Source organism: Halopenitus salinus (assembly GCF_055397165.1).
Genome location: NZ_AP043853.1, coordinates 2,070,169 through 2,094,370, shown reverse-complemented (window position 1 = coordinate 2,094,370; position 24,202 = coordinate 2,070,169). Strand labels below are relative to the sequence as shown.

26 protein-coding genes are annotated in these 24,202 nt (G+C 67.9%); 12 read left to right on the top strand and 14 right to left on the bottom strand.

From position 1 onward, the window contains the following. Positions 1-23: 23 nt before the first annotated feature. The 3 genes from ACZ5YD_RS12325 to ACZ5YD_RS12315 form a co-directional block, all read right to left on the bottom strand. Positions 24-1,448: an NAD(P)/FAD-dependent oxidoreductase gene (locus ACZ5YD_RS12325; RefSeq protein WP_379744175.1), complete on the bottom strand. Its 1,425-nt coding sequence runs from the start codon at positions 1,446-1,448 to the stop codon at positions 24-26. Between the two features lie 65 nt (positions 1,449-1,513). Then, a complete protein-coding gene (locus ACZ5YD_RS12320; RefSeq protein WP_379745579.1) occupies positions 1,514-2,989 on the bottom strand; it encodes a sodium:solute symporter family protein in 1,476 nt (491 codons plus the stop codon). Between the two features lie 14 nt (positions 2,990-3,003). Beyond that, the gene (locus ACZ5YD_RS12315) at positions 3,004-3,291 is read right to left on the bottom strand and encodes a DUF3311 domain-containing protein (RefSeq protein ID WP_379744177.1); all 288 of its coding nucleotides are present in this window, start codon (positions 3,289-3,291) and stop codon (positions 3,004-3,006) included. A 333-nt stretch (positions 3,292-3,624) separates the two neighbouring features. On the opposite strand from ACZ5YD_RS12315, the gene dnaG reads away from it, so the two are divergent. Next, complete coding sequence (gene dnaG / locus ACZ5YD_RS12310) at positions 3,625-5,013, top strand: DNA primase DnaG (RefSeq protein ID WP_379744179.1); 1,389 nt, start codon at positions 3,625-3,627, stop codon at positions 5,011-5,013. A gap of 96 nt (positions 5,014-5,109) precedes the next feature. On the opposite strand, the gene ACZ5YD_RS12305 is transcribed toward dnaG, so the two are convergent. Continuing rightward, complete coding sequence (locus tag ACZ5YD_RS12305) at positions 5,110-5,550, bottom strand: GNAT family N-acetyltransferase (RefSeq protein ID WP_379801096.1); 441 nt, start codon at positions 5,548-5,550, stop codon at positions 5,110-5,112. 95 nt (positions 5,551-5,645) lie between these two features. Beyond that, entirely contained in the window at positions 5,646-6,962 is a 1,317-nt protein-coding gene (locus ACZ5YD_RS12300; protein ID WP_379744183.1) for a DUF92 domain-containing protein, read from the bottom strand. A 155-nt stretch (positions 6,963-7,117) separates the two neighbouring features. Here ACZ5YD_RS12300 and ACZ5YD_RS12295 point away from each other — a divergent pair, with 155 nt between their 5' ends. From ACZ5YD_RS12295 to ACZ5YD_RS12280, 4 genes are all read left to right on the top strand, one after another. Next, positions 7,118-7,726, top strand: a complete 609-nt coding sequence (locus ACZ5YD_RS12295) for an undecaprenyl diphosphate synthase family protein (protein ID WP_379744185.1) — start codon at positions 7,118-7,120, stop codon at positions 7,724-7,726. 125 nt (positions 7,727-7,851) lie between these two features. Then, positions 7,852-8,337, top strand: coding sequence for a ribosomal protein S18-alanine N-acetyltransferase (gene rimI / locus ACZ5YD_RS12290; protein WP_379744187.1), 486 nt, complete (start codon positions 7,852-7,854; stop codon positions 8,335-8,337). 83 nt (positions 8,338-8,420) lie between these two features. Further along, entirely contained in the window at positions 8,421-10,217 is a 1,797-nt protein-coding gene (pepF, locus tag ACZ5YD_RS12285) for an oligoendopeptidase F (RefSeq protein ID WP_379744189.1), read from the top strand. Between the two features lie 115 nt (positions 10,218-10,332). Continuing rightward, the gene (locus tag ACZ5YD_RS12280) at positions 10,333-11,058 is read left to right on the top strand and encodes a nucleoside phosphorylase (protein ID WP_379744191.1); all 726 of its coding nucleotides are present in this window, start codon (positions 10,333-10,335) and stop codon (positions 11,056-11,058) included. A gap of 108 nt (positions 11,059-11,166) precedes the next feature. Here the strand turns inward: ACZ5YD_RS12280 and ACZ5YD_RS12275 are convergent, their stop codons facing one another. The 4 genes from ACZ5YD_RS12275 to ACZ5YD_RS12260 all read right to left on the bottom strand — a co-directional run bounded on the left by ACZ5YD_RS12275 (position 11,167) and on the right by ACZ5YD_RS12260 (position 15,263). After that, positions 11,167-12,408 carry an NAD-binding protein gene (locus ACZ5YD_RS12275; RefSeq protein WP_379744193.1) on the bottom strand — a complete coding sequence of 414 codons (1,242 nt, stop codon included), beginning with the start codon at positions 12,406-12,408 and terminating at the stop codon, positions 11,167-11,169. 143 nt (positions 12,409-12,551) lie between these two features. Beyond that, positions 12,552-13,298, bottom strand: a complete 747-nt coding sequence (locus tag ACZ5YD_RS12270; protein ID WP_379744195.1) for an Sjogren's syndrome/scleroderma autoantigen 1 family protein — start codon at positions 13,296-13,298, stop codon at positions 12,552-12,554. Between the two features lie 144 nt (positions 13,299-13,442). After that, positions 13,443-13,862, bottom strand: a complete 420-nt coding sequence (sufU, locus tag ACZ5YD_RS12265) for a Fe-S cluster assembly sulfur transfer protein SufU (RefSeq protein WP_379744197.1) — start codon at positions 13,860-13,862, stop codon at positions 13,443-13,445. Positions 13,863-13,985: 123 nt separating this feature from the next. Beyond that, entirely contained in the window at positions 13,986-15,263 is a 1,278-nt protein-coding gene (locus ACZ5YD_RS12260) for an aminotransferase class V-fold PLP-dependent enzyme (RefSeq protein ID WP_379744199.1), read from the bottom strand. Between the two features lie 148 nt (positions 15,264-15,411). Between ACZ5YD_RS12260 and ACZ5YD_RS12255 the strand changes: the two genes are divergently transcribed. The 3 genes from ACZ5YD_RS12255 to ACZ5YD_RS12245 are packed head-to-tail and all read left to right on the top strand — an operon-like array spanning position 15,412 to position 17,833. Then, entirely contained in the window at positions 15,412-16,335 is a 924-nt protein-coding gene (locus tag ACZ5YD_RS12255) for an ABC transporter substrate-binding protein (RefSeq protein ID WP_379744201.1), read from the top strand. A gap of 8 nt (positions 16,336-16,343) precedes the next feature. Then, a complete protein-coding gene (locus ACZ5YD_RS12250) occupies positions 16,344-17,069 on the top strand; it encodes an ABC transporter permease (protein ID WP_379745582.1) in 726 nt (241 codons plus the stop codon). Further along, complete coding sequence (locus tag ACZ5YD_RS12245; RefSeq protein WP_379744203.1) at positions 17,066-17,833, top strand: ABC transporter ATP-binding protein; 768 nt, start codon at positions 17,066-17,068, stop codon at positions 17,831-17,833. Before ACZ5YD_RS12250 ends, ACZ5YD_RS12245 begins: the two co-directional genes overlap by 4 nt. A gap of 120 nt (positions 17,834-17,953) precedes the next feature. On the opposite strand, the gene ACZ5YD_RS12240 is transcribed toward ACZ5YD_RS12245, so the two are convergent. Both ACZ5YD_RS12240 and ACZ5YD_RS12235 read right to left on the bottom strand, forming a co-directional pair. Further along, positions 17,954-18,334, bottom strand: a complete 381-nt coding sequence (locus ACZ5YD_RS12240) for a NifU family protein (RefSeq protein WP_379744205.1) — start codon at positions 18,332-18,334, stop codon at positions 17,954-17,956. A gap of 74 nt (positions 18,335-18,408) precedes the next feature. After that, positions 18,409-18,738 carry a DUF5783 family protein gene (locus ACZ5YD_RS12235; RefSeq protein ID WP_379744207.1) on the bottom strand — a complete coding sequence of 110 codons (330 nt, stop codon included), beginning with the start codon at positions 18,736-18,738 and terminating at the stop codon, positions 18,409-18,411. Between the two features lie 121 nt (positions 18,739-18,859). Here ACZ5YD_RS12235 and ACZ5YD_RS12230 point away from each other — a divergent pair, with 121 nt between their 5' ends. The 4 genes from ACZ5YD_RS12230 to ACZ5YD_RS12215 all read left to right on the top strand — a co-directional run bounded on the left by ACZ5YD_RS12230 (position 18,860) and on the right by ACZ5YD_RS12215 (position 22,146). Next, positions 18,860-20,011, top strand: coding sequence for an inorganic phosphate transporter (locus ACZ5YD_RS12230; protein WP_379744209.1), 1,152 nt, complete (start codon positions 18,860-18,862; stop codon positions 20,009-20,011). A gap of 123 nt (positions 20,012-20,134) precedes the next feature. Further along, entirely contained in the window at positions 20,135-20,524 is a 390-nt protein-coding gene (gene fer / locus ACZ5YD_RS12225) for a ferredoxin Fer (RefSeq protein ID WP_379744211.1), read from the top strand. 127 nt (positions 20,525-20,651) lie between these two features. Beyond that, on the top strand, positions 20,652-21,533 hold the full coding sequence (locus ACZ5YD_RS12220) for a mechanosensitive ion channel family protein (RefSeq protein ID WP_379744213.1): 882 nt from the start codon (positions 20,652-20,654) through the stop codon (positions 21,531-21,533). 160 nt (positions 21,534-21,693) lie between these two features. Next, positions 21,694-22,146 carry an OsmC family protein gene (locus ACZ5YD_RS12215; protein ID WP_379744215.1) on the top strand — a complete coding sequence of 151 codons (453 nt, stop codon included), beginning with the start codon at positions 21,694-21,696 and terminating at the stop codon, positions 22,144-22,146. Between the two features lie 64 nt (positions 22,147-22,210). Here the strand turns inward: ACZ5YD_RS12215 and ACZ5YD_RS12210 are convergent, their stop codons facing one another. Genes ACZ5YD_RS12210 through ACZ5YD_RS12200 form a run of 3 tightly spaced genes read right to left on the bottom strand, consistent with a single transcriptional unit; the run spans position 22,211 to position 24,109 of the window. Beyond that, positions 22,211-22,876, bottom strand: coding sequence for a cytochrome c biogenesis CcdA family protein (locus ACZ5YD_RS12210; RefSeq protein ID WP_379744217.1), 666 nt, complete (start codon positions 22,874-22,876; stop codon positions 22,211-22,213). Next, positions 22,873-23,415 carry a TlpA family protein disulfide reductase gene (locus ACZ5YD_RS12205; RefSeq protein WP_379744219.1) on the bottom strand — a complete coding sequence of 181 codons (543 nt, stop codon included), beginning with the start codon at positions 23,413-23,415 and terminating at the stop codon, positions 22,873-22,875. The genes ACZ5YD_RS12210 and ACZ5YD_RS12205 overlap by 4 nt, the downstream gene beginning before the upstream one ends. A gap of 1 nt (position 23,416) precedes the next feature. Continuing rightward, positions 23,417-24,109 (bottom strand): SCO family protein, encoded by a 693-nt coding sequence (locus ACZ5YD_RS12200; protein WP_379745585.1) that lies wholly within the window; start codon positions 24,107-24,109, stop codon positions 23,417-23,419. Positions 24,110-24,202: the final 93 nt, after the last annotated feature.

Below are 24,202 nucleotides of genomic sequence, written 5' to 3'. Positions count from 1 at the left end.
TGTGGGATCTCACTGTCGACTCCTCACTCGCGTCCGTTCCGGATCGCGGATTCGTCGTCGGCCCCCGCCTCGCCGTTTCGCTCCGCGATCCGGTCCGCCACCTCGCGACCGGCCACGACGCCGCCGTTCAGCGAGCGTTCGGGGTACTGCGCGCGGCTCGCCATGCCGGCGTAGTAGACCCCGGATAGCCTCTCGTCCGCCAGATCGTAGGGGATCACGGTCTCGAGGTAGCCGCGCTCGTAGACGGGCGCCGCACGCGGGTTCCGCGAGATACGGACCTCGCGCACCCGCTCGCGGGAGAAGTCCGGGAAGAGCTCCTCGATCCCCGAGATCCACCGATCGGAAAGCGCGTCGTCGTCCTCCTGCCAGTTTCGCTCCTCTGGCGACTGGACGTAGCTGGCGACGTAAAGCAGATGGTCGCCGCCGTATCGCTCGGGCGGAACGAAGTTGGTGTGTTCGATCAGCGCGCCGAAGGGCGCCTCGTCGGCCACGTTGAGCCAGTAGGTGTTCGAAAGCGGCTCGTCCATCGTGAGGACCGCACAGACGGCCCCCTGGAAGTCGATCGCACACCGATAGCCGGTGAGATCCTCGAGCACGTTCGGCATCGCCGCGACCACGACGCCGTCGACCTCGCGGGTCGTCGTTCCCGCCGGCGTCTCGACGGTGATCGTCTCGACGGCGCCGTTCCCCACCGCCGCCTCCGCGTCCGAGTCGTCGATCGGCTCTGCGGTCGCCTCCGCTTCGCCACCGGAGAATCCGACGTCCGTCACCCGCGCGTTCGTGGTGACGTGCTCGCGTCCCACGGCGTCGACGAGGGCGTCGAGCAGGACCGCGAAGGAGCCCTCCAGGTAGCCGAGCACCTCGCCGCGAAGCAGGTCGCGCTCCCCGCGGAACTTGATCCGGCCGAGCAGCCAGGCCGCCGAGACGTCCTCCTTGCGGTCGCCGAACTTCGCGTCGAGCAGCGGCTCGAAGAACCCCTCGTAGACGCCGCGGGTCGTGTGCTCGATCAGGAACTCGCGGACGGGAACGTCCTCGAAGTCGCTCAGGTCCTCGTAGGTGTCGAACGCGGGGAGCCCGCCGCGTAGGTCGACCTCCTTCGTCAGGGCCGCCAGTCGGAGGGTGTCGTAGGTGCTCAAGTGGGGATACGCGAGGATCTGCCAGGGCGTATCGAGCGGGTGAACCACGCCGTCGACGTAGTAGGCGTTCCTCCCGATCCGCCACTCGATCCGGTCTTCGATCCCGAGTTCGGCGGCCAGCTCGAGGATCGTCTCCTCGGACCGCGAGAGGTGGTGGTAGAAGCGCTCTATCGGATCGCCGTCGGTCTCGTAGACGCCGGCCAGCCCGCCGACGTCGTCGGAGGCCTCGTAGACGTGGGCGTCGATCCCGTGCTGTCGGAGGCGATGGGCGGCCGCGAGCCCGGCGATTCCGCCCCCCACGACTGCGTACATACGAATTCGTGGGCGCGAGTCGCGTAAGTGCGTTGTGGAGTCGGAGCCGTCGGTCGTCTCTTCCGTCAGTCCGCGGTCACGTCGAATCGGGAGGCGTTCTCGTCGTCGACGTGGTCGGTCGCGAGCGAGACGACGACGACGAGCACGGCGGCGAGCGCCATCAACCAGAGCGCGACGTCCCAACCGCCGTAGGTCCCCGGCAGGGCCAGCCGAACGTCGACGAACGGCAGCGGAACGGGCTCGAAGACGTGCGCGAGGTAGACGATCTGAGGGATCGAAATGGAGACGATCATCCCGGTTCTGGTCGTTCGATCCCAGTAGAGGGCGACGATGACCGCCGGCGCCAACAGGGCGAATCCGGAGAAAGCGGTGTCTCCGACCTCGATGAGGGTTCCGGGACGCGTGAGGCTCGCCAGGAACGCGAGCGTCGCGAAGACGGCGACGCCGATACGGGCGACCCACGCCTCGCGCGTTTCGCTCGCGTCGGGGGTGATGAAGGGCCGATACAGGTCCCGGGTGAAATACGACGACCCCGAAAGCAACATCGAGTCCGAGGAGGACATCATCGCGGCCATCGCGCCGGCGATCACGAGCGCGGCGAACCAGACCGGGGTGTACTCCCGAAGGAGCACCGGGAGGACGTTCGCGCCCTCGGGGACGTCGATCGGGAGGCCGGCCGCCCACGATCCGAGCATGAACGCCGGGACGAACAACAGGAGCACGAGCACCGGCCACAGCGCGAAGGACCGCTTGAGCACCCGGGCGGAGTCGGCGACGAAGAACCGCTGGTTGATCTGCGGGAACATCGTCACGCCGAATGCGATGGTGACCGCGGAGGAGATGATGAACTGCGGGGTGTAGGTCCCGCCGCCGAGCGAGGCGAACTCGGGGTTCGCCTCGACCATCGCGCCGGTGGCGGCCTCGGGCCCGCCGACCGCGGCGAGCACCCACGCGACCGCGATCCAGACCACGGAGAGCATGAACAGCCCCTGGATCGTGTCGGTCCAGGCGACGCCGCGCATCCCCGCGAGCATCACGTAGACGATCATGAACGCGGTGATGAGCGCCGCGCCGCCCCAGTAGGGGATCGCCCCGTTCGTCAGCCCGGCGATCGCCTCGCCGGCGCCCATCTGCTGGAGCATCACGTACGGAAACAGCCACAGGAGGCTGATGCCGGCGACGAGCGCACGAAGCCCCGGCGATCCGAACCGATCGCCGAGCATCTCCCCGAGCGTCACGTAGCCGTGGCGTCGGCCGACGAGCCACTGTTTGAAGCCGATCACGTACCAGAGGATCGCGAAGATCACACCGTCCATCACGCCCATCACGAGGATCCACTCGGGGCCGGCGGCGTACGCGAGGTTCGGCCCTCCGAAGAAGGTGAACGCCGAAAGCAGCGTCGCGAACGTGGTGAAAAGCAGCACGAGCGTCCCGATCGACCGGCTCGCGAGGTAGTAGTCCTCGGCGCCCGACTCGGCGACCCGATAGGCGAAAAGGCCGATCGCCAGCGCGACGAGCAGGTAGCCGACGACGATGCCCATCTCCAGGACGGCGCTCACGGTCCCTCACCCCCCGGATCGCCTCCGGACGTCTCGAAGGAGCCGGCGTCGACGTCGTCTCCCCGACCCCGGTCGACCTCCGGATCGAGGCCCATCCCCCGGTCCCACGCGCCGGCCGCGAACCGGCGGAAACAGGCGGCGGCGAGCACCATCCAGCCGACGTGCCACCACAGCCAGATCGGCAGTCCCGCGACGATCGCGTCCGTCCCCCACATGAACCACGGCACCGAGAACGCGACGAGCACCGCGAAGACGGGGATCCAAAGCAGGTCTCGCGACGTCATTTGGTGTAACCCTCTCCGTGACCGCCGTAAATGTATCCCTCCAGGTACCGTTTGCGTCCGTTTCGCTCGGACGACGTCCCGTGGGTCGGTCGCGATGCGATCGCCATCGTTCATGGTCCGATCGCGGTCGCTCCCCACGGATCCGTTTCCAAACCGACCGAATCCGTTTCTACACCGACATGATCGGCGGTACGACAGCTATTTCCGCCCCACCGACGTATATAAACAGGATGACGGACCAGTCCGTCAGTTCACGATCGACGCCGGGATCGCGACGCGTCGCGTCCCGTCCGTCGCCATCACGATCACCATCACTCACGAGGGTTCGAAGCCATGGAAGACACAGCCAAATACCTCATTCACGCGACCATCGCCGCCGACGGCGTCGTCGAACGGTCCGACGTCGTCGGGGCGGTCTTCGGCCAGACGGAGGGTCTGCTCGGGGAGGAACTCGACCTCCGGGACCTCCAGCAGGCCTCGAAGGTCGGTCGCATCGACGTCGCGATAGAATCGGAGAACGGACAGTCGTTCGGGGAGGTGACCGTCGCCTCGAGTTTGGATAAAGTCGAGACGGCGATCCTCGCCGCCGCGCTGGAGACGATCACCCGGGTCGGCCCGTGTCGGGCCTCCGTCGAGGTCACCCGGATCGAGGACGTCCGCGCGACCAAACGGCGGGAGGTCGTCGACCGCGCGAAGGAGCTTCTCGCCGGCGGATTCGAGGAGACGGCCCTCTCGAGCGACGAGGTGTTAGAGGAGGTCCGCGACGCGGCCCGCGTCGAGGGCATCGACGAGTACGAGGACCTGCCGGCGGGTCCCCGCGTGGCCGACTCCGACGCGGTCATCGTCGTCGAGGGGCGCGCGGACGTGCTCACGCTGTTGGAGGCCGGCATCAAGAACGCCGTCGCGGTCGAGGGGACGAACGTCCCCGACGCCGTCGCCGATCTCACCCGGGATCGGACCGTCACGGCGTTCCTCGACGGGGACCGCGGCGGCGAGTTGATCCTCCGCGAGCTGAGCCAGGTCGGCGAGGTCGATTACGTCGCGTTCGCGCCGGCCGGCCGATCGGTCGAGGACCTCGACCGCAGCGAGGTGCTCGAGGCACTTCGCGGCAAAGTTCCACACGAGACGCTGGCCGACGAAGCTGACGTCTCCGAGGCGATCGAGGGCCCTCGAGCGGGGTCGCCGACGACTGAGAACGGGTCGGCGACCCACGCGGATTCCGCCATCGAACGCGGATCCGCCACCGACGATTCCGGACCGAACGAGACGGAGGACGTGGACGCCGGTGACCCCGCCGGCGACACCGACGACGTTCGACCCGCGGACGAGTTGAAGGACTCGAGCGGGTCGGACGACGTGGACGAGCCGGACGAACCGAACGAACGGAACGACACCACGGAGGACGGCGAGACCGAGATCACCGACACGATCGAGGCACACGCGAGCGAGATCGTCGGCGGGGACAGCGGCCGCGCCAGGCTCCTCGATGCCGACGGCGGCGTCGTCTCGGAGGTCGAGGCCGCCGACGCGTTCGACGCGCTGGAGGACGCCGACGACGCCCCGCACGCGCTCGTCGTCGACGGGGAGATCTCCCAGCGGCTCCTCGATCTCGCGGCCCAACGCGGCGTGTCCCAGCTTCTCGGCCGCAGCGAGGGATCGTTCGTGAAGCGTCCGGTCGGAACGCGGATCCGGACGCTCGACGACCTCCGAATCGAGGCCTGATCGGAGCGAGGTGCCGGGGTCGGTCGAGGCATCCGGATCGAGCGAGGTGCCGGGGTCGGTCGAGGCATCCGGATCGAGCGAGGTGTCGGGCTCGATCTAGGCGTCCGGATCGAACCGATAACACAGCGCGTCCCGCTCGCCGTACTCGTTCGGCCGTCGTTCCGCCGCCTCGAAGCCGCAGGACTCATAAAGCGATCGGGCCGCGTCGTTTTCGACCGCCACGAGCACCGACAGCGTTCCCGGACTCCCCGTGATCGCCGCCTCGATGAGTTCGCGTCCCCGTCCCGTTCGGCGGTTCGCCGGATCGACGACGACCTCGGCCACGTGTCGGTTGTCGCCCCCGTCGACGTGGAGAAGGTAGCCGGCCACCGGGGACGGCCGGTCGGCGGCGTCGGAATCGGCGGTCGAGCCGCCACGCTTCGATGGGCCGGACTCGGGTACGGTCGAGACCAACACGTTCGCACCGCCCGCGGCGTTCAATCCCATCCCGAGGAGATTCGGCGATGGGCGATCGAGGTGTCGTTGGAGCCGGATCACTGCGGCGGCGTCCGACTTTCGGACGGGACGCACGCGCACACCGGTGACTGGGCGATCCGCCGTGGGGTCTCGCCGGGCGCCGTTGCGGCGATCGGTCATCCGATCACGAGCGGCGTGGACGCCGCGGCGACGATGGCCCCGGCGAGCGTGGCGAGCAGGTTCACCGCCTGATTGCCGATCCGGTCGCCCTCGATCAGCGCTCCGAGCAGGCTGTCGACGGTCATGCCGAGGAAGCCGGCGGCCGTGACGACGGCGCCGCCGACGAGTCCGGGTCCGATCGGCATCCCGAACGCCGCGAGCGCGCCGACGAGCAGCGCGCCCGCCAGTCCGGCGAGTTCCCCCTGGAGCGTGACCGCGCCGTCGGTCCCCGGCGACACGGGCTCCAGGGTCGTCACGAGCCGCGGCCGCTCGTAGAGCCCGCCGATCTCGGAGGCGAGCGTGTCGGCCATCGCGGTCGAGACCGCGCCGGCGAACGCCAGCGCGAAGACCGCGCCGTGGACGGACAGGTGGACGGTCGCGGCGTACCCCACGACCGCCGCAAGCGCGACGGCGGAGTTGGCGAGGACGTTACTCGTTCCGCGGGCGCCCTCGTTCTCCTGGGCGACGCCGCGTTCTGCCTTCCGGTCGAACCGGAACTTCGAGGCGAGTCCGCCGATCGCATAAAACGAGATGAGGACCAGAAACCACCCGACGTCACCGAGAATGAGCGTGAGAAGCCCCAACAGGACGCCGGTCAACATGCCCGGCACGGATGCCGTTCCGAGCGCGTAGGAGACGTATCCGAGCGCGACCGTGACCGCGAGCGCGAACGCGATCCCCTCGACGGTCACCCCGACGGCGAGCGCGTCGAACAGCCACAACAGGAACCCGACCGAGATCATCACGATCGGGTCGTCCCGGGCCAGCAACATCGCACGCAACAGCGCCGCGGCGAGCGCGCCCACCGCGGCCAGGAACGTGAATCGGGGGAAGTCGAGCGCTCCGCCCGTCTGGAGGACGATCGCCGTCTGCGCGAGGACCCCCGCGACGGCCCCGACCGCGACGAAGGCGGTCGCGTGGAGGAACTCCTCGTCGGTCACGGAGCGCGCGATCTGTCGACCGAGGTTGCCGACCGCGAGGAGGATCACCGCGGCGGCGTAGACGCGGACGGGCATCGCGACCCGGGGGATCGTCGCGAACAGCCCGAGTCCGGCCGCCGCCAGCGCGAACCCGGCCAGACCGTTGAGTCGACGGTCCCGCCTGTCGCCGGGACGCGCGAACAGCTCGAAGGCGGGACCCTCGCGGATCGCGAACGCGGCCGCCCCGGCCACGACGAGAAACGGGACCGCCGCCGCCACGCCGAGCGCGGGCGCGAGGAGCGAGAGCAACGCTACGGCGGCGAATCCCCCCGCACGTCGGATCCTCGAGTGCACGTTCGCGGATACCTCCGACGCTCACTTAACCCTCCCGACATCGCCCACCGCCGGAACCGCCCGGTACCCCCGATCGTCGGGAGCCGCCTATCGGTCGACGGCGGTCGACGTGCCGGACCCGCGAGTTTTTGCCCATCCACGGTCTGGTGGGCCACGTGGGGCTCTACGACACCTACCTCGCGGTTCGCTATCGGCTTCGCGACGGCGACGCCCCCGGCCACGTCGCGGTCGTGATCACCGAACGCGACCTGCTTGAGCAGGGCGCCTACGACACCCTCGAGCGGTTCCTCCGGTGGGCGTTCCGCTACGGCGCGGAGCGGGTGACCGTGCTCGTCTCGGTCCTCGACGAGGCGGTCGTCTCGACGCTCGAGCGCGAACTCCGCGATCTGGAGACGCCACGCGAGGTTGCGATCCGGGGCCCGACCGACACCGAGCGCGCGGACGCGCCGATCCGGGTGAGCATCGGACTGGGCGGAAAACGGGAGTTCGCGGAGGCGGTCCGCGACATCGCCGCGGACGTGGACGCCGGCGAGATCGAACCGGAAGACGTCGACGAGTCGACGATCTCCGAGCGGCTCGTGTTCCCGGCCGAGCCCGACCTCCTGATCAAGACCGGTGCCGAACGCCTCTCGGACTTCGCGATCTGGCAGTCGGTCTACTCGGAGCTGTACTTCACGGACGTCAACTGGCGCGACTTCCGCGAGCGGGATTACCTGCGCGCACTCATCGACTTTCGGAACCGGAAGCGGCGGTTCGGAACCTGATCGAGAACGGAAGCGCACCCCGGACCCTGATCGGGCTGGAAGCGAAATCGGAAACGGCACCTCAAGAGCCGTTCCGATCTCGAACGGGTCGTCGGTCTTATCGGAGTTCGGGCCCAACCGCCGCCGTGTCCCGTCCCGACGAGGTGATCGTGAGGGAGGCCGTCCGGGCCGATCTGCTCTCCGTCTTCCGCATCGAGCGGACGGTTTTTTCGGATCCATGGCCCTACGACGCCTTCGAGCGGCTGCTTCGCGAGCCGGCGTTCCTCGTCGCCGAACGGGAGCCGGACTCGGCGATCGTCGGCTACGTCGTCGCCGACGTGACGCCGAACTACGGCCGCGACATCGGACACGTGAAGGACATCGCCGTCCGCCCGGACGAGCAGGGGAGGGGGTTCGGCGGCCGGCTGCTCGCCGCCGGGCTCTCCAGGCTCCGGATGCAGGGCGCCTCGGTCGTGAAACTCGAGGTCCGCAAGGGCAACGAGCGCGCCCAGTCGCTGTACCGCTCACACGGGTTCGAGACGCTTCGACGGGTGAACCGCTACTACCAGGACGGCGAGGACGCGATCGTGATGGTACTCGATCTCGAGGCGTGGGCCTCGGAGTCCGGCTGACCCTGGAATCCGAACAGCAGTGGATTCGTCGAGACGCGCGTCGGTTGGGAACCTTTAGGGCCGACGACGCCGTCTCGAACCGTATGAGTTCGGTCCCCGAACGCGAGGAGATCGACCCCGAGTACCGCTGGGACATCGAGGACGTCTACGCGTCCGACGAGGAGTGGGAGGCCGCTTACGAGTCGATCGCGGGACGCGTCGACCAGCTCCGCGAGTACGAGGGACGCGCCACGGACGATCCGGAGACCCTCCTCCAGTTGCTCGAACTTCGCGAGGAGATCATGCGCGAGGTCGCCACGGTCGCGGTCTACGCCCGGCTACGAAGCGCCGAGGACACGACGAACGGAACCTACCAGGCGATGGCCGCCAAGGGGTCCTCGCTGCGTTCGGAGGCCTCGAGCGCCATCTCGTACCTCGAGCCGGAGCTGCAGGAGCTGACCGAGCGGGACCTCGAGGCGTTCCTCGAGGCCGAGCCGGAACTGGAGGCCTACGACCACTACCTCCGGGACGTCCTCCGGATGAAGCCGCACACCCGGTCGGCGGAGGTCGAGGAGGTGCTTGCGGACCTCTCGGAGGTCACGAGCGCGCCCTCGGAGATCTACTCGATGCTCACCAACGCGGACATGTCCTTCGGCACCGTCGAGGGGCCGGACGGCGAGCCGGTCGAGATCACCCAAGCCAACTTCACGAAGCTGCAGACGAAACCCGACCGTGAGTTCCGGCGGACGGTTCACGAGACGTTCTACGACGAGTGGGCGGACGTGCGGAACACGGTCGGCACGTCCCTCGAGAAGGCCGTGCGCGAACACGTCACGAGCGCCGAGATACGGGGGTACGAGACCGCCCGGGCTGCCGCGCTCGACGGCCCGAACGTCCCGACCGAGGTCTACGACACCCTCGTCGACACGGTTCGAGACGAGATCGACGCGCTCCATCGCCACGCCGAGTTGAAGCGGTCGGCCCTCGGCGTCGACGAGCTTCGGAGCCACGACCTCTACATGTCGTTGACCGGCGAGGAGGGCCCGGACGTCGAGTACGAGCAGGCCGCCGAGTGGGTGAAAGAGGCCGTCGAGCCGCTCGGCGAGCCCTATCGAGAACGGATGGCCGAGGGGCTCGAGAGCCGCTGGGTCGACGTCTACGAGAACGAGGGCAAGCGGTCGGGGGCGTTCTCCTCGGGAACCTACGACACCCAGCCGTTCATCCTGATGAACTACCAGGACGACATCGCCTCGATGTTCACCCTCGCCCACGAGCTCGGCCACTCGATGCACTCCGAGCTGGCCGGCGACGCCCAGCCGTGGCACGACGCGAGCTACGACATCTTCGTCGCGGAGATCGCCTCGACGGTGAACGAGACGCTTCTCACCCACCACCTGCTCGAAACCCTCGAGGACGACGAGCTGCGGACCCACGTCCTCGACGAGTACCTCGAGCGCTTCCGAAGCACGCTGTTTCGACAGACGATGTTCGCCGACTTCGAACACCGCATCCACGGGCGCATCGAGGACGACGAGGCGCTCACCCCGGACGTTCTCGACGAGCTGTACGGCGGCATCAAACGCGAGTTCTACGAACCGGCAACGCTCGAGGGCGGGATCGAACGCGAGTGGGAACGGATTCCGCACTTCTACTATGACTTCTACGTCTACCAGTACTCGACGGGGATCGCGGCGGCGGCCGCGATCGTCGACCGCATCCTCGAGGAGGGCGAACCGGCCGCCGACGACTACCGCGACATGCTCGCGGCCGGCGGCTCCGACTACCCGCTCGAGGTGGTCCGGCTGGCCGGGATCGACATGGCCGAGCCGGAGCCGATCGAGTCGGCGATCGGCGTCTACCGGAGCTACCTCGACGAGATCGAGACGCTGTTGGACCTGTAGGAAGCTCCCGTCGTACACGCAGTAGGGTCCCCTCCTCGTTCACCCGCGACCGGACTCGAGGACCGCAATCGAGACACATCGGACGGTTTTTCTCCCGTCCGGGAGACGATCGGACATGGCCAAACAGCCGCATCTATTGATCGAGGAGGGGGACGTCGCCGACGTCGCGATCGTCCCCGGCGATCCCGGCCGCGTCGACCGGATCGCGGATCGGTGTGACGACGCGGAGACGGTGTCCGAAAACCGCGAGTACACGATCGTCAACGCCAGCTACGAGGGCGTCCCGCTCACGATCTGCTCGACGGGGATCGGCGGTCCCTCCGCGGCCATCGCGGTGGAGGAACTCGCCGCGGTCGGCGTCGACACCTTCCTCCGGTGTGGGACCTGCGGGGCCCTGCAGTCGGACATCGAGATCGGCGACATGGTCGTCGCGAACGGCGCCGCCAAGGAGGAGGGAACCTCGAAGCGCTACGAGTCGGCGGTGTATCCGGCCGTCCCCGACTACGAGGTCCTCTCCGCGCTCGTCGACGCCGCCAGAGCGAACGACGAGGACGTCCACGTCGGGCCCATCGTCTCCGACGACGCCTTCTACAACGAGAGCGAGGACTTCGTCGACGACTGGGAGGCCGCGAACCTGCAGGCGATCGAGATGGAGGCGGCGACACTCTTCGCGCTCGCGCGCCGCAAGGGGCTCCGCGCCGGCGCGATCTGTACCGTCGACGGCAACCTCGTCGAGGGGACCCAGAAGGGCGCCGACTCCGACGACGAGCTGCCGGAGAAGGCGAAGGACAACGTCGAGCGCGCGATCGAGTTGACCCTCGAAGCGGTCACGGCGCTGTAGAACCTGAACGGTCACGACGTCGGAGGACCTGAACGGTCACGACGTCGGAGGACCTGAACGGTCACGGCGCCGGTCGGATCGTCGCTTCCACCCTCGAGTTGTTGGGTCTCACCGTTCCGACTTCTCCGCGTCCTCACCGTTTGTGCCCTCGGTCACATCCCCGCCCGGAACACCGCCGTCCACGGATTCCTTGGCGGTCGGTTCCGACTCCTCCATGATCTCGTCGGCGACGGCCTCCGAGTCCGCGCCGAACGCGGAGTCGACGAGGAGGTGGCCCCCGAGCGTCGCCGGCGAGATGACGTGGTCCGCGCCGGCGCGGCGCAGTTTGTCCACGTTCTCGCGCTGGGTCGCGGCGGCGACGATCCGGACGTCGGGGTTGAGCTGGCGGGCGGTGAGGATCGACAGCGCGTCGGCCGCGTCGTCGTTCGTCGCGACCACGATGGCGCGTGCGTCCCCGATCCGTACGGTTTCGAGAGGAGCGACGTCGCTCGGGTCGGCTGCGAGGACCGAGATGTCCCGGTCGCTCAACCGGCTCGCCTCGCGTTCGTCGTCGGTGACGACGACGTAGGTGGTCCCGCGTTCGGTGAGTTCTTCGAGTATCGGTTCCGTCAGGTCCCCGTATCCGAGCACGAGGACGTGGTTTTCGAGCAGGTCGAACTGGCGTTGTGTCATCTTTCCGAGTGCCTTCGAGAGTTGTGCCTCGATCGCGGGCGTCAACAGGACCCCGAGCGCGACCGCGAAGGCGGCCACGTTGATCACGAGCACCGAGACGCCGAACATCCGGCCGATCGCGGTCGTCGGCGTCACGTCGCCGTAGCCAACGGTCGAGGCGGTCACGACGGTGTAGTAGAACGCGTCGACGAGGGTGTCGATCCCGGTGAACTCCTCGCGCAGGGCGAAGGAGCCGAACGTCCCGTAGGCCAGCGCGGTCGCGAGCGCCGTCCCCGCGGCAAGCTGTGTCGGCGAGGGCCGGTAAGTCCGCGTGAACCGGCCCCGGTTGACGACGAGCGCCGGGATCGACACCGTCGACAACACGACGAGGGGCAACGAGACGACGGAGACCTGTAACAGCCCCTGGATCGCCGTCAACGGGAGGAGCACGGCCGTCGAGTACAGCCCGACGCGGTACCCGCGTTTGAGCGCGTAGCCGCTCGCGAGCATTGCGAATCCGGTGAGCGTCCCGGTGAACCCGACCGCCTGTCTGACGAACTCGGGGATGTACGCCGACAGCGGGCCGTCGACCCCGACGCCGGCGATGTGGAGCAGCCCGACGAGGATCGAAAACACCGCGACGGCGAACGTCAAGACGATCGACGCCCGGACGGTCACCCACTCGCGACTCCACTCCATGTCGGATGGAGAACCACCGTCAACTTAAAAGGGTCGTGCAAACCGCGACGTGGAAGCGTTCTCGATCGCCGCCGAGCGGTGGACTCGCGTTCACCACCGAGCGGTGGTTCCGCGATCGACGCCGGATGCTGGCCCGGACGGGCTCACCGGTCGAGCGCGGAGAGGGCCTCCGCCGCCTCGCGTGCGGCCTCGAGGTCCTCCCGGGCGCGGCGCGGTCCGTCCGCCCGCTCCGCCGCCTCCGCGAAGCGGCGGACGGTCCGCGACAGCGATTCGCGGGCGGCGCGCAGATCCTCCGAGGGGTCCGGGTTCGTCTCCCTGTGGCCGGCTCGTGGGTCCCCCTCGCTTCGGATCGCATCGCTCGCGGGTCGGCTCGGGGCGTTCGTCCCGGCCGGTTCCGACGGTGCCGCGCGTTCGGGCGTGGGTCGCCCCTCGACGACGTTCCGCTCAGCGCTTCCGTTGGCCGTCGGCGCGTCCGTGTTCGCGTCCGCCGCGTTCGCCGTGTTCGCGTTCGCCGTGTGTTCCTCCGGCGAACCCGCATCCACCGTGTGTTCGTCCGGCGGGCTCGGGTCAGCCGGATCCGCGTTCGTCGCCGACCCGGCCGCCGTGGACTCCGGGTTCGATCCGGCCCCGTTCGTGGTGGTTTCCGCGCCCGCGTCGATCTCGGCTCCGGTCTCCTCTGCGGCATCCTCGCGGGCACACGTCGGGCAGAACTCCCGGCCGTCGTGGCGAAAGATGGGATCCCCACAGGCGTCACAGTGGCTGTTCGTCATCGTGGCACCCTTCAACAGCAGCTCGGACATGTGCTGGGTGTGTTCGCGCTTCTTGCGGTCACGCTCGTACTTCTCTCGAAGCTTCTCGCGTTCGGCCTCCTTGTCGAACTCCTCGCTCATACATCGGTACACGGGGTCGACCCGCAAAAGCTCGGCGGGCTCGGGTGAACCCCACGTTCGACGGGAGCGGTCGGTCGCGGAAGGCCTCGGGGGTTGGTCGCGGAGGGTCGGTCGCGTCGCGGTCGTTCGTGCCGTCGTCCGCGCTCAGTCCTCGGTCTTCGTTCGATCGACGTCGAGTTCGCCCCGCTCGATCTTCACGCCGTCCTGGGCGACCTGCCGGCCAAGCACCGCACACTTCACGCGCATCGGCGAGATGTCGACGCCGAGCATCTCCGTGACGTCGTCGGTGTCGAGCTCCTCGAGCTCCTCGATCGTCATCCCGGCGAGCCGCTCGGAGAGCATGCTCGCGGAGGCCATCGAGATGGCACACCCGTCGCCGGTGAAGCTGACGTACTCGATCGTCTCGCCGTCGTCCGCGAGCCGGATGTCCATCCGGATCGTGTCCCCACACGAGGGGTTCTCGCCGACGTGCGTGATGTCCGGATCCTCCATCTCCCCGTAGTTTCTGGGGTTCTTGTAGTGATCGAGGATCTGCTGTCGGTACATGTCCGAGCCCAGTCCCATGCTGTCTCACGGTAGCCGACTCGGGGGGAAAAGCGTTCCGCAGCGTGGGTGAACGTGCCGCGATCGGTCGAAATCCCCTCCGTTGTGTCGACACGGCCGCGTCGAATAGCGCGGTCGCGCCGCTCAGGCGAAGAGTTCGCGCGCCTCGTCGATCGCCTCGACCAGCGTGTCGATCTCCTCGAGGGTGTTGTAGACGTAAAAGGACGCGCGGGCGGTCGAGGAGACGCCGAGCTTGTCGTGGAGGGGCTGGGTGCAGTGGTCGCCGGCGCGGATCGCGACGCCGAAGTCGTTGAGGATGCTCGAGAGGTCGTGGGCGTGGACGCCGTCGACGTTGAACGAGACGAGTCCGCCGCGACGATCGCCGGGCGGGCCGTAGATGGTCACGTCGTCGAACTCGCTCAGCCGGTCGTAGGCGTAGGCGGCCAGCAAGTCCTCGTGGGCGCGCACGTTCTCCATGCCGATGTCCTCGACGAAGTCGATCGCGGCCGCGAAGGCGATCCCCTGGGCGATGGACGGGGTTCCGGCCTCGAACTTCCAGGGGAGGTCCTCGAAGGTGGTCTCCTCGTAGCTCACCCGGCGGATCATGTCGCCGCCATAGTTGAACGGCCCCATCGCGTCGAGGATCTCCTCGCGGCCGTAGAGCGCGCCGATGCCGGTCGGACCGCACATCTTGTGGGCGGAGAACGCGAGGAAGTCGGCGCCGAGGTCGTCGACGTCGACCGGACGCGTCGGGACCGACTGGGCGCCGTCGACGAAGACGTACGCGTCGTGGTCGTGTGCGAGGTCCGCCAGCTCGCGAACGGGGTTGATCGTTGCGAGCGCGTTCGAGACGTGGACCGCGGAGACCATCGCGGTCGCGTCGTCGATGCACTCGGCGGCGTGATCCATGTCCAGGGTCCCGTCCTCCTCGACCGCGATGAATCGGACCTCGGCGCCGGTCCGCTTGCCGATCTGCTGCCAGGTGACGAGCGAGGAGTGGTGTTCCATCTCCGTCAGGACGACGTTGTCCTCGGGCCCGAGCTCCCGAAGGCCCCACGCGTACGCGACGAGGTTCTCCGCCTCGGTCGTGTTCTTGGTGAAGACGATCTCCTCGCGCCCCTCGGCCCCGACGAACTCCGCCACGCGGTCGTGGGCCTCCTCGTAGGCGACGGAGGCCTCCTGGCTCAGCTGGTGGATGCCGCGGTGGACGTTCGCGTTGTACCCGCGGTAGTAGTCCGCGATCGTCTCGACGACCGGCTCCGGCGTGTGGGTCGTCGCCGCGTTGTCGAGGTAGACGAGCGGCGTCTCGTCGCCGGGGCCCTCGCCGGGCGTCGTCGCGTCCCCGCCGACGTGCCGCTTCAGGATCGGGAACTCGGCACGTATCGACTCGACGTCGAACGGATACCGTTCCTGTTGGCTCATTGTGGTGGGGTTGGGGCTCGAGCGTGAACACGCCTTCGGTCCGGGCCCGCGCCGGAACGACGCCCGGATGTCTCGACCGTAACTTCGAACGGTTTCACCGATCCGGAAAGGACTAAGTACGTTGCCGGATAGCGTTGTATCGTATACGATGCAACGACGGGAACTCCTCGCCGCGGCCGCAGGTGGATTGTCGATCGGGATCGCAGGCTGTGCGGGCGCTCCGTCCGGATCCGAAGAGCAGGCCGCCGGCGTGTCCGGCGAGACGCTCACGCTGACGACGACCACGAGCACGTACGACACAGGTCTGTTGAGCGAGCTCAACGCCCCCTTCGAGGAGATGTACGGGGTGACCGTCGACTCGGTGGCACAGGGCACCGGTGCCGCGCTGGAGACGGCCCGAAACGGCGATTCGGACGTCGTCATGGTTCACGCGCGGTCGCTGGAGGACGAGTTCATGCGCGAGGGCTACGGCGTGAACCGTCGGGACCTGATGTTCAACGACTTCGTGATCGTCGGCCCCGGATCGGATCCGGCCGGGATCTCGGGGATGGAGTCGGCCACCGACGCCTTCGCCGCGATCGCCGACTCCGAGGCTCCCTTCATCTCCCGAGGGGACAACTCCGGGACGCACACGAAGGAGCTCGCGATCTGGGAGGCGGCCGGAACCGATCCGGGCGGCGACTGGTACCGCGAGACCGGACAGGGGATGGGCGAGGTGCTCAACATCGCGAACGAGGCGGACGGCTACACGCTCGCCGATCGCGGGACGTATCTCTCACAGCGGTCGGAGATCGATCTCGAGATCCTCGTCCAGGGACCGATCGAGGGCGGACCCGAACTCCTCTCGAACCCCTACGGCATCCTCGCCGTGAACCCGGCGATCCACGAGAACGTCAACTACGACCTCGCGATGGCCTACATCGGGTACGTCACGAGTCCGGAGGCACAGGAGCTGATCTCGAACTACGAGGCCAACGGCGAACAGCTGTTTTTCCCCCGTGCGCTCTCCGAGGATCCGGACTTCCAGCAGTACGTTCCGGAAGGGTGGAGCGGGAACGCGTCCGATAACTGACCGTGCCGATCGAATCGACCGCGACGCTCGTGACGCCGCCGACGTTCCTGCTGCCGGCCGGATTTCCCTTCGAGCCGGTCTACGTTCGAAGCATCATCGGCGTCTCGCTGTACGTGAGCGGGGTTGCAGTCCTCGCGAGCGCCGCAGCGAGCCTGCCGATCGCGCTCCTCGTCGGGTTCAACGACTTTCCAGGGAAACGGCTCCTGACGGCCGCCATCAACACCGGGATGGGCTTTCCGAGCGTCGTCGTCGGCCTGGTGGTTCTGTTCCTCGTTTCGAACCAGGGACCGCTCGGCGAGCTCGAACTGGTCTTCACCAAGGAGGCGATGATCCTGTCGCAGTTCGTCCTCGCGACGCCGCCGATCACGGCGATCAGCCTCGCGGCGATCGACGGCGTCGACCGCGGCGTTCGCGACGCGGCACACGTGCTCGGCGGGACTCGACTCGACGTCGCGCTCGTCACGATCAAGGAGGCCCGATACGGCATCGCGACCGCGGTGCTCGCCGGGTTCGGCCGCGCGATAAGCGAGGTCGGATCGGTCCTCATCGTCGGCGGCAACATCGCCGGCTCGGGCGGCGTCTCGAAGACCCGCACGCTCACCACCGCGATCCAGCTCGAGGCCCGCCAGGGCCGCTACGAGACGGCCATGGTCCTCGGCGCCGTGCTCGTGGTTCTCGTCCTGGTCGTCAACGGGATCGTGATCCGACTCGGCGACGGGGGGGTTCAGCGATGACGCTTCGCGCCGTCGGCGTCTCCAGAACCTACGGGGGGGAGACCGTCCTCCGGGACCTATCCCTCGACGTCGGCTCGGGCGAAGTGCTCGCCGTGATCGGCCCCTCCGGCGTCGGGAAGTCGACCCTGCTCCGGCTGCTCGCGCTGGCGGAGGAGCCGAACGAGGGGACGATCGAACTCGACGGGACCGACGCGTGGGCCCTCGACAACGGCGAGCGGCTCCGGCTTCGACGACGGGTCGGGATGGTCTCCCAGGAGGCGAACCTCTTCGACGCTTCCGTGGCTCGAAACGTGGCCTACGGGCTCCGAGTCCGCTCGTCGTGGCGGGATCGACTTCGCGGATCGCTCGCCTCGGTCGTCGCGTCGAACGGGACGGCCGACGCGGTCGAGGAGTCCCTGTCGATCGTCGGGTTGAGCGACGAACTCGACCGGGAGGCCGACTCGCTGTCGGGCGGCGAGGCTCAGCGCGTCTCGTTCGCCCGGGCGATGGCCTACGACCCGGACGTCCTGCTCCTCGATGAGCCCACCTCGGATCTCGATCCCCGAAACACGGCCGCCATCGAGGAGGCGATCGCCGCGGCACGCGACCGCGGGATCGGCATCGTCCTCGCCACCCACGACATGCATCAAGCCGAACGGGTCGCCGATCGGGCGGCGGTGCTGCTCGGCGAGTCGATCGCGGAGATGGGGCCGACCGAGCAGGTCTTCGAGGACCCTCACGACGAGCGGACCCGGAAGTTCATCTCCGGGGAACTGGTCTATTGACGATCGGGGACGTGATCTCCGAACGCAGATCCCACGCCGGATCCGCATCGATCGGACTCACGCCAAACGAAGGGAACGGAAAAACGGACGCTGCCAGCGGGTCGGTCGACGCGAACCGACTCAGAACGGAGCCTGCGGCCCCTCGTCGTCCTCGCCGCCGTCGTCGGACGTCTCGCCGGGGAACGAGGGGGACATGCCGCCGCCTCCCGTGCCGCCCAGGTCGCCGTCGGCGCCGGAGCCCATGCCGGTGTCGGCGTGGACCGTGTCGATCTCGGGGATCTCCTTCACCATTCGGGACTTGATCGCCTGGATCGTCATCGGCGAGATGCCGCAGCCGGAACAGGCGCCGCCGAGCTGGATGTGAACCTCGCCGCTCTCGCGGTCGAGGTGGCTGATCGCGGCGTCGCCGCCGTGCATCTGGATCTGCGGGAAGTTCCGCCGCAGGAAGTTCGTGATCCGGTCTCGCAGGTCGTCGTCCGTCTCCGCCGTTTCCGTGCTCATGTCACCGGGTTGGCCGCGAATCGGCTTATGCCTTTGGTTCGGATCGATCCGACCGTGATCCGTGCTCAGGTTCGTCAGTTCTCGGGCTGTTCGACCCCGAAGACGCGGTGCAGCTCCGATTCGATGCGCGAGACGTAGATCCCGAGCGTCTCATCGAACTTCTCGTCGTCGACGAGCACGCCCTGTAGCCGATCGCGAGGGTTCTCGGGCAGCTCGACGACGAACTCGCCGTCCTCGTAGAACGGCTCGGACTCGTTGAGCACCTGCTGGTCGATCCCGTGGATCAGCTCGGAGTCGTACCGCTCGTTCATGTACTCGAAGGCGTTCTTGTAGGCGCGTTGCAGCTCCGTGAAGTAGTTCGCGTACTTGTCCTCGAACTTCTCGGGGTCGAACTCCGTGGCCATGTCCGCCGGTGGGAGTCGATCGGGGAAAAGTCGGCCGGTCGACCGCGGTCGGGAGCCGACGCGACTCGTTCCCGAGACCGACTCGAACGGGCTTATATGCTCGGGTCCGGTAGCATCACGCGTGTCGGAACTGGTGTTACTCGCCGTCGGGATCGTGGTCGCCGCCTTCGTCGGCGTCAACATCGGCGGATCGGGGACCGGGGTCGCGTTCGGCCCGGCCGTCGGCAGCGAGCTGGTCTCCAAGGTCGTCGCCGGGGGGCTCATGTCGATATTCGTCCTCTTCGGCGGTTGGACCATCGGCCGCCGCGTCGTCGACACCCTCGGCGCCGGACTCCTGAGCGGGAACCCGTTCACCCTGCGGACGTCCATCGTGGTGCTGTTCTTCGTCGGCGGCGCGCTGTTCGTCTCGAACGTCTTCGGGGTCCCCGCCTCGACGTCGATGACCGCGGTCGGCTCGATCGCCGGCCTCGGGATCGCCCGCGGAACCCTGAACCAGGGGATCGCGCTCGAGATCGTCGCCTGGTGGCTCGTCGCCCCGATCGTCGGCTTCTGGGTGAGCGCGGTCGTCGGGCGCTACTGGTACGATCGGCTCGCGGCGAAGCTCGCGATCGACCGCTCGGAGGGCCCTCCGGCGCACATCGACCGATCGGGGCGAATTCCGACGATCCAGGTCGCGGCCGGCGCGACGAGACGGGAGGTCGTCGGCGCCGGGATCGTGATCGCGATCGCGTGTCTCAACGCGTTCTCGGCGGGCGCCTCGAACGTGGCCAACGCGGTCGCCCCCCTCGTCGGGAGCGGCGATCTCTCGATGAACGCCGGCGTGCTGTTGGCCGCCTTCGCGATGGGCATCGGGGCGTTCACCCTCGGCCGACGGACCCTCGAGACGATGGGCAACGACCTGACGGAACTGCCGCTCACCGCCGCGCTCGTGGTCTCGCTCGTGACGTCCGTCCTCGTCGTCGGGCTCTCGGGGCTCGGGATCCCCGCCTCGTTCGTCGTGATCGCGACGATGAGCATCGTCGGGCTCGGTTGGGGGCGCGCCACCCGCCTCGATCGCCTTCCCGAGACGCCGACGGAGCGGCCGGCGGAGATCGGCGCGCCCGTCGAGAGCGGGGACGCACCCGGGGCGATCGACGACGAGGACGGGTCGATCAACGTCGCCGACCTCTACGAGCCGACGACGACCGCGCGCGTGATCTTGTTACAGAACGCGGTTCCGGTCGCCGCCACGGTCGGCTCCTACCTCGTCTTCCTCGCGGTTCCCTCGCTGTAGCGAAATCGGTCGATCGGGCACGGATATCCGTGATAAAGCGACACCCGAACACGTTTCGGCGATCGCGGCGTCATTCGTACCGAACAGCAAAGCCTAATGAGGTGGGTGGTGAAACGAACGGTGATGCCCACAGTAGAATACCTCAACTACGAGACGCTCGACGACCAGGGCTGGTCGGTCGACGACGACGACCTCTTCGAGAAGGCGGCCGACGCCGGACTCGACGACGAGGACTACGGGTCCCTCGAGGTCAACCAGGGCGAGTACATCCTCGAAGCCGCCGAGGCGCAGGGGTACGACTGGCCGTTCTCCTGCCGCGCCGGCGCGTGTGCGAACTGCGCGTCCATTCTCAAGGAGGGCGAGATCGAAATGGACATGCAACAGATCCTCTCGGACGAGGAGGTCGAGGAGAAGAACGTCCGTCTGACCTGCATCGGCAGCCCGGCCGCCGACGAGGTCAAGATCGTCTACAACGCGAAACACCTCGACTACCTGCAGAACCGCGTCATCTGAAGAACGGCGTTCACCGTCCGTTCAGATCGGGCGTTTCCGGGGTTGATTAACGCTCTCCCGGGCGCTTTCTCTTGGCTCGTCACGTGGTAAATGGTTAAGTCATCATCAGGAGAACCCCCATTGAGACATGATACCACTTCAACAGGGGGTTTCCCTCGATCCACAACAGTACGTTCCGGCACTCGTGGGTGCGGTCACGACGGTCGTGTTGTTCGTCGTCGTGTTCGCCGTCATCTACCTGCTCGGGAAGTACTTCGTGACCCGAGCGGTCGAACGCAGCCTCAGGCGGCGGGACTTCGACGAGACGCTCGTCGGGCTGGTGGTCAACACGACCGTCGTGGTAGTCGGCGTCGTGTCGGTGGCGCTCGCCGCGACGGTCGCCGGCTTCGGCGTCGTCCTCGCGGCGTTTGCAACCCTCGCCGGTGCGCTCGCGCTCGCGGTCGGCTTCGCCGCCCGAGACCTCATCGCCAACTTCGTCGCCGGCGTGTTCATCATTCAGGATGAACCGTTCACCGTCGGCGACTGGATCGAGTGGGACGGGAACGGCGGCGTGGTCCGGGACATCCACCTGCGGGTGACGAAACTGGACACGTTCGACAACCAGCTGGTCACCGTTCCGAACAGCGCGCTCGCTAATGCCGCGGTGATCAACAACGTGGAAAACGATCACCGCCGGGTTTCGGTCGATTTCGGCATCGGGTACGACGACGACATCGAACGGGCGCGGGAGACCATCATCGACGAAGGTGGAGCCATCGACGACGTGCTTTCGGAACCCGCCCCCACGGCGCCCGTCACGGGACTCGGCGACTCGGCCGTCGTGCTCCAAGGGCGGATCTGGATCGACCCGTCCGAGAGCGGCTACGGGGCAGTGCGTGCACGATTCGTCGAGGCGGTCAAACGACGCTTCGATAGCGAGGGGATCGACATGCCGTACCCCAATACGGAACTCTCGGGTGGCATAGAGATCACGAACCCCGGAGAGGTCCAGGGGATTTCCGGCGACTGAGGAGTGGTGGACCGCTCCATCACGCGCCGCCGCGTGTGACGGTCGATCAGGGTTCGTCCCGCTTTTTCGCGTCATCCCGTCCGAGTTCCCCGTCACAGTTCCCGGCCAGTTTCCCCGTCGTGTGTGCGTTTTATCGCGCCGGAGCGCCGATCGGACATCGATGAGCGAGACGGAGAATCTCCACCAGTTCGCGGTCGAGGCACGAAGCGAGAGTTCCACGAGGACCGCCGTCGAGGTCCGTGATTTCGAGTTCGTCGTCGACGAGCCGGAGCCGCTCGGCGGGACCGACGAGGGGCCGAACCCGGTCGAGTACCTGCTCGGCTCGTGGGCCGGCTGTCTCAACGTCGTCGCCAACCTGGTCGCGCGAGAGCGCGACATCACGATCGACTCCCTCGACATCTCGATCGAGGGCGATCTCGATCCGCGCGGGTTCAAGGGCGCTTCCGACGACGTACGAGCCGGGTATCAGGAGGTCCGCGTGGAGATCGACGCGGAGACCGACGCCGACGACGAGGAGCTCCGCGAGTGGCTCGAGGCCGTCGAGCAGCGCTGTCCGGTCGGCGACAACCTCCAGCACGAGACGCCCACCGAGATCGAACTCGTCGACGAGTAGACGCCTGCTCCGGCCAGGCGGCCGGCTGGATGAGCGTTCGTCCGGAGATCGTTCGATCGGGTCGTCAGTAGACGACGAGCGACAAGTAGAGCTGTCCGATCCCCGCGAACACCATCACGACGCCCGCGAGCTGTTTCAGTCGAGCGGAGTAGGCCACGAGCCGGCCGGCGTTCGACAACAGCCCGACCCCGGTCGCAACGGTGGTGGCGACCATCAAGACGGCGACGACGCCGGCGTAGACTCCGAGCAGGAGGACCGCGACGTCGCCCGGCAAGGCGATCGCTCGAGCGACGACCGCGAGGAATATCGGAGCGACACACCCCGCTCCGGCGAGCGCGTATCCCGCCCCGAAGAGACCGAATCCGAGCACGCTCGACCGCCGCTTCGGCAGGGGAACGGAGACGGAGGGAGCACGACCCGCCGCGACGAGCAGTCCGAAGACGACGAGCAGCCCCCCGACGAGCGACTCGAAGATCGTGATGTTCGAGAGCGTCGCGTTTCCGATCCGCACGGTCGCTCCGGCGAGGATCGCGAAGGTGGCGAGCACGCCCGCTCCCGCGGCGACGCCTCGGATCCCGGCGCCGCCGACCGAGGCCTCGTCCGCCTCGACCTGGTTCACGTAGAAGCCGACGTACCCCGGTAAAAGCGGATAGGCGCACGGCGAGAAGAACGTCGCCACGCCCGCGGTGATCGCGAACGGGAGGTTCGCCGCGAGCGTCGCGTCGGTCATCGGTTCCGGGCGCTCTCGATCCGTTCTACGAGCGCATCAGCCGTGTGAACGCCCGAGTCAGACCAGCGAACGCGGCCGGTGTCGTCGATGACGACGGCGGTCGGATAGCCACCGACGTCGAGCTTGGAGGCGAGCTCCGCGGTCGGATCGGCGCCGACGAGCCAGTCGCCGTCGTGTTCGCGCCACCAGTCGGCGACCTCCCCCTCGGTCACCGACCGGCCGACCGCCTCGGTGGTGACCGAGACGAAGAGGACGTTCTCGCCGACCCGATCGCTCGCCTCGCCGAGGGCGGGCATCTGCTCGATACAGGGGGGACACCACGTCCCGAAGAAGTCGACGAACGTGGTCCGGTCCGGCGCGGGGATCGTGACCTCGCCGTCGCGGCTCCCCGGCGCCTCGATCGTCTCTATCGTCACCGGGTCCACGGGCTCGACGTCCGATCCTCCGAGCATCGCCGGCGCGGTCCCGGTCGCGAGGAGGCCGGCGCCGCCGAGCGCACCGACGCTCGCGATCCCGGCGAGGAGGTCCCGGCGTCGCATCCTACCCGTTCACCACCCGTTCGAAGTCGTTCACGACGGTCTCGACGTCCACGTTCGGTCCGTTCGGGTAGGCGCGTTCGACGTATCCGCGCCGATTCGCGAGCAGGATGAGCCCGTAGTGGGGAAACTGGTACTCCAGGTTCTCGTAGTCGTCCGCGGGGGCCTTCTCGATCTTCAGACCGAACTCCTCCTCGATGAGGGTTTGTCCCGCCTCGTAGCTCTCCGGCCGCAGGAAGTGCCAGTTGCCCACCTCGAGGTTCACGCCCTGTTGGCCCGCGTACTCGTGGAGGACGTCGGCCGTGTCCCGCTCCGGATCGAAGGTGACCGCGAGGAAGGCGGCGTCGTCGCCGTATCCCTCCTCGGCCGCGACCGCCTGTGCACGCCGGAGTCGAAGGATGAGGGCGGGGCAAACGCCGTCGGGACAGTTCGTGTAGAAGAAGGTCATCAACACGGCCCGCTCGCCCTCGAGATCCTCGGTCGAAACCGCCTCGTCCGCGATCGGATCCGGCAGGCTGACGGCCGGAAGTTCGTCGCCGTAGCTCGGATGGACGGACTCGCTCAGATCCCGTTCGGGCGGTCCGAGGACGGTGTTCTCGTTGCCCGTGCCGGGAACCATGCCGAGACAGCCGGCGGTGGCAGCGGTGGCGGCGGCGCCGGAGGCCGCAAGGGAGCGTAGATACTGACGGCGGTCCATGTTCGTGGATACGTCGCGGTACATAAATGTACCACGTTGATCCCCAATCGGTGCGAATCGCGCTCGAACTCGCCGGGTGCCAGAACACCCATT

Coding starts and splice junctions, on each gene's coding strand:
- ACZ5YD_RS12325 (WP_379744175.1), bottom strand. CDS start 1,448: ATGTACGCAGTCGTGGGGGGCGGAATCGCCGGGCTCGCGGCCGCCCAT.
- ACZ5YD_RS12270 (WP_379744195.1), bottom strand. CDS start 13,298: ATGAGCGAGGAGTTCGACAAGGAGGCCGAACGCGAGAAGCTTCGAGAG.
- pepF (WP_379744189.1), top strand. CDS start 8,421: ATGAGTTCGGTCCCCGAACGCGAGGAGATCGACCCCGAGTACCGCTGG.
- ACZ5YD_RS12200 (WP_379745585.1), bottom strand. CDS start 24,109: ATGGACCGCCGTCAGTATCTACGCTCCCTTGCGGCCTCCGGCGCCGCC.
- ACZ5YD_RS12255 (WP_379744201.1), top strand. CDS start 15,412: ATGCAACGACGGGAACTCCTCGCCGCGGCCGCAGGTGGATTGTCGATC.
- ACZ5YD_RS12215 (WP_379744215.1), top strand. CDS start 21,694: ATGAGCGAGACGGAGAATCTCCACCAGTTCGCGGTCGAGGCACGAAGC.
- ACZ5YD_RS12205 (WP_379744219.1), bottom strand. CDS start 23,415: ATGCGACGCCGGGACCTCCTCGCCGGGATCGCGAGCGTCGGTGCGCTC.
- ACZ5YD_RS12235 (WP_379744207.1), bottom strand. CDS start 18,738: ATGGCCACGGAGTTCGACCCCGAGAAGTTCGAGGACAAGTACGCGAAC.
- ACZ5YD_RS12260 (WP_379744199.1), bottom strand. CDS start 15,263: ATGAGCCAACAGGAACGGTATCCGTTCGACGTCGAGTCGATACGTGCC.
- ACZ5YD_RS12220 (WP_379744213.1), top strand. CDS start 20,652: ATGATACCACTTCAACAGGGGGTTTCCCTCGATCCACAACAGTACGTT.
- fer (WP_379744211.1), top strand. CDS start 20,135: ATGCCCACAGTAGAATACCTCAACTACGAGACGCTCGACGACCAGGGC.
- ACZ5YD_RS12275 (WP_379744193.1), bottom strand. CDS start 12,408: ATGGAGTGGAGTCGCGAGTGGGTGACCGTCCGGGCGTCGATCGTCTTG.
- ACZ5YD_RS12245 (WP_379744203.1), top strand. CDS start 17,066: ATGACGCTTCGCGCCGTCGGCGTCTCCAGAACCTACGGGGGGGAGACC.
- dnaG (WP_379744179.1), top strand. CDS start 3,625: ATGGAAGACACAGCCAAATACCTCATTCACGCGACCATCGCCGCCGAC.
- ACZ5YD_RS12240 (WP_379744205.1), bottom strand. CDS start 18,334: ATGAGCACGGAAACGGCGGAGACGGACGACGACCTGCGAGACCGGATC.
- ACZ5YD_RS12210 (WP_379744217.1), bottom strand. CDS start 22,876: ATGACCGACGCGACGCTCGCGGCGAACCTCCCGTTCGCGATCACCGCG.
- sufU (WP_379744197.1), bottom strand. CDS start 13,862: ATGGGACTGGGCTCGGACATGTACCGACAGCAGATCCTCGATCACTAC.
- ACZ5YD_RS12280 (WP_379744191.1), top strand. CDS start 10,333: ATGGCCAAACAGCCGCATCTATTGATCGAGGAGGGGGACGTCGCCGAC.
- ACZ5YD_RS12320 (WP_379745579.1), bottom strand. CDS start 2,989: ATGGGCATCGTCGTCGGCTACCTGCTCGTCGCGCTGGCGATCGGCCTT.
- ACZ5YD_RS12315 (WP_379744177.1), bottom strand. CDS start 3,291: ATGACGTCGCGAGACCTGCTTTGGATCCCCGTCTTCGCGGTGCTCGTC.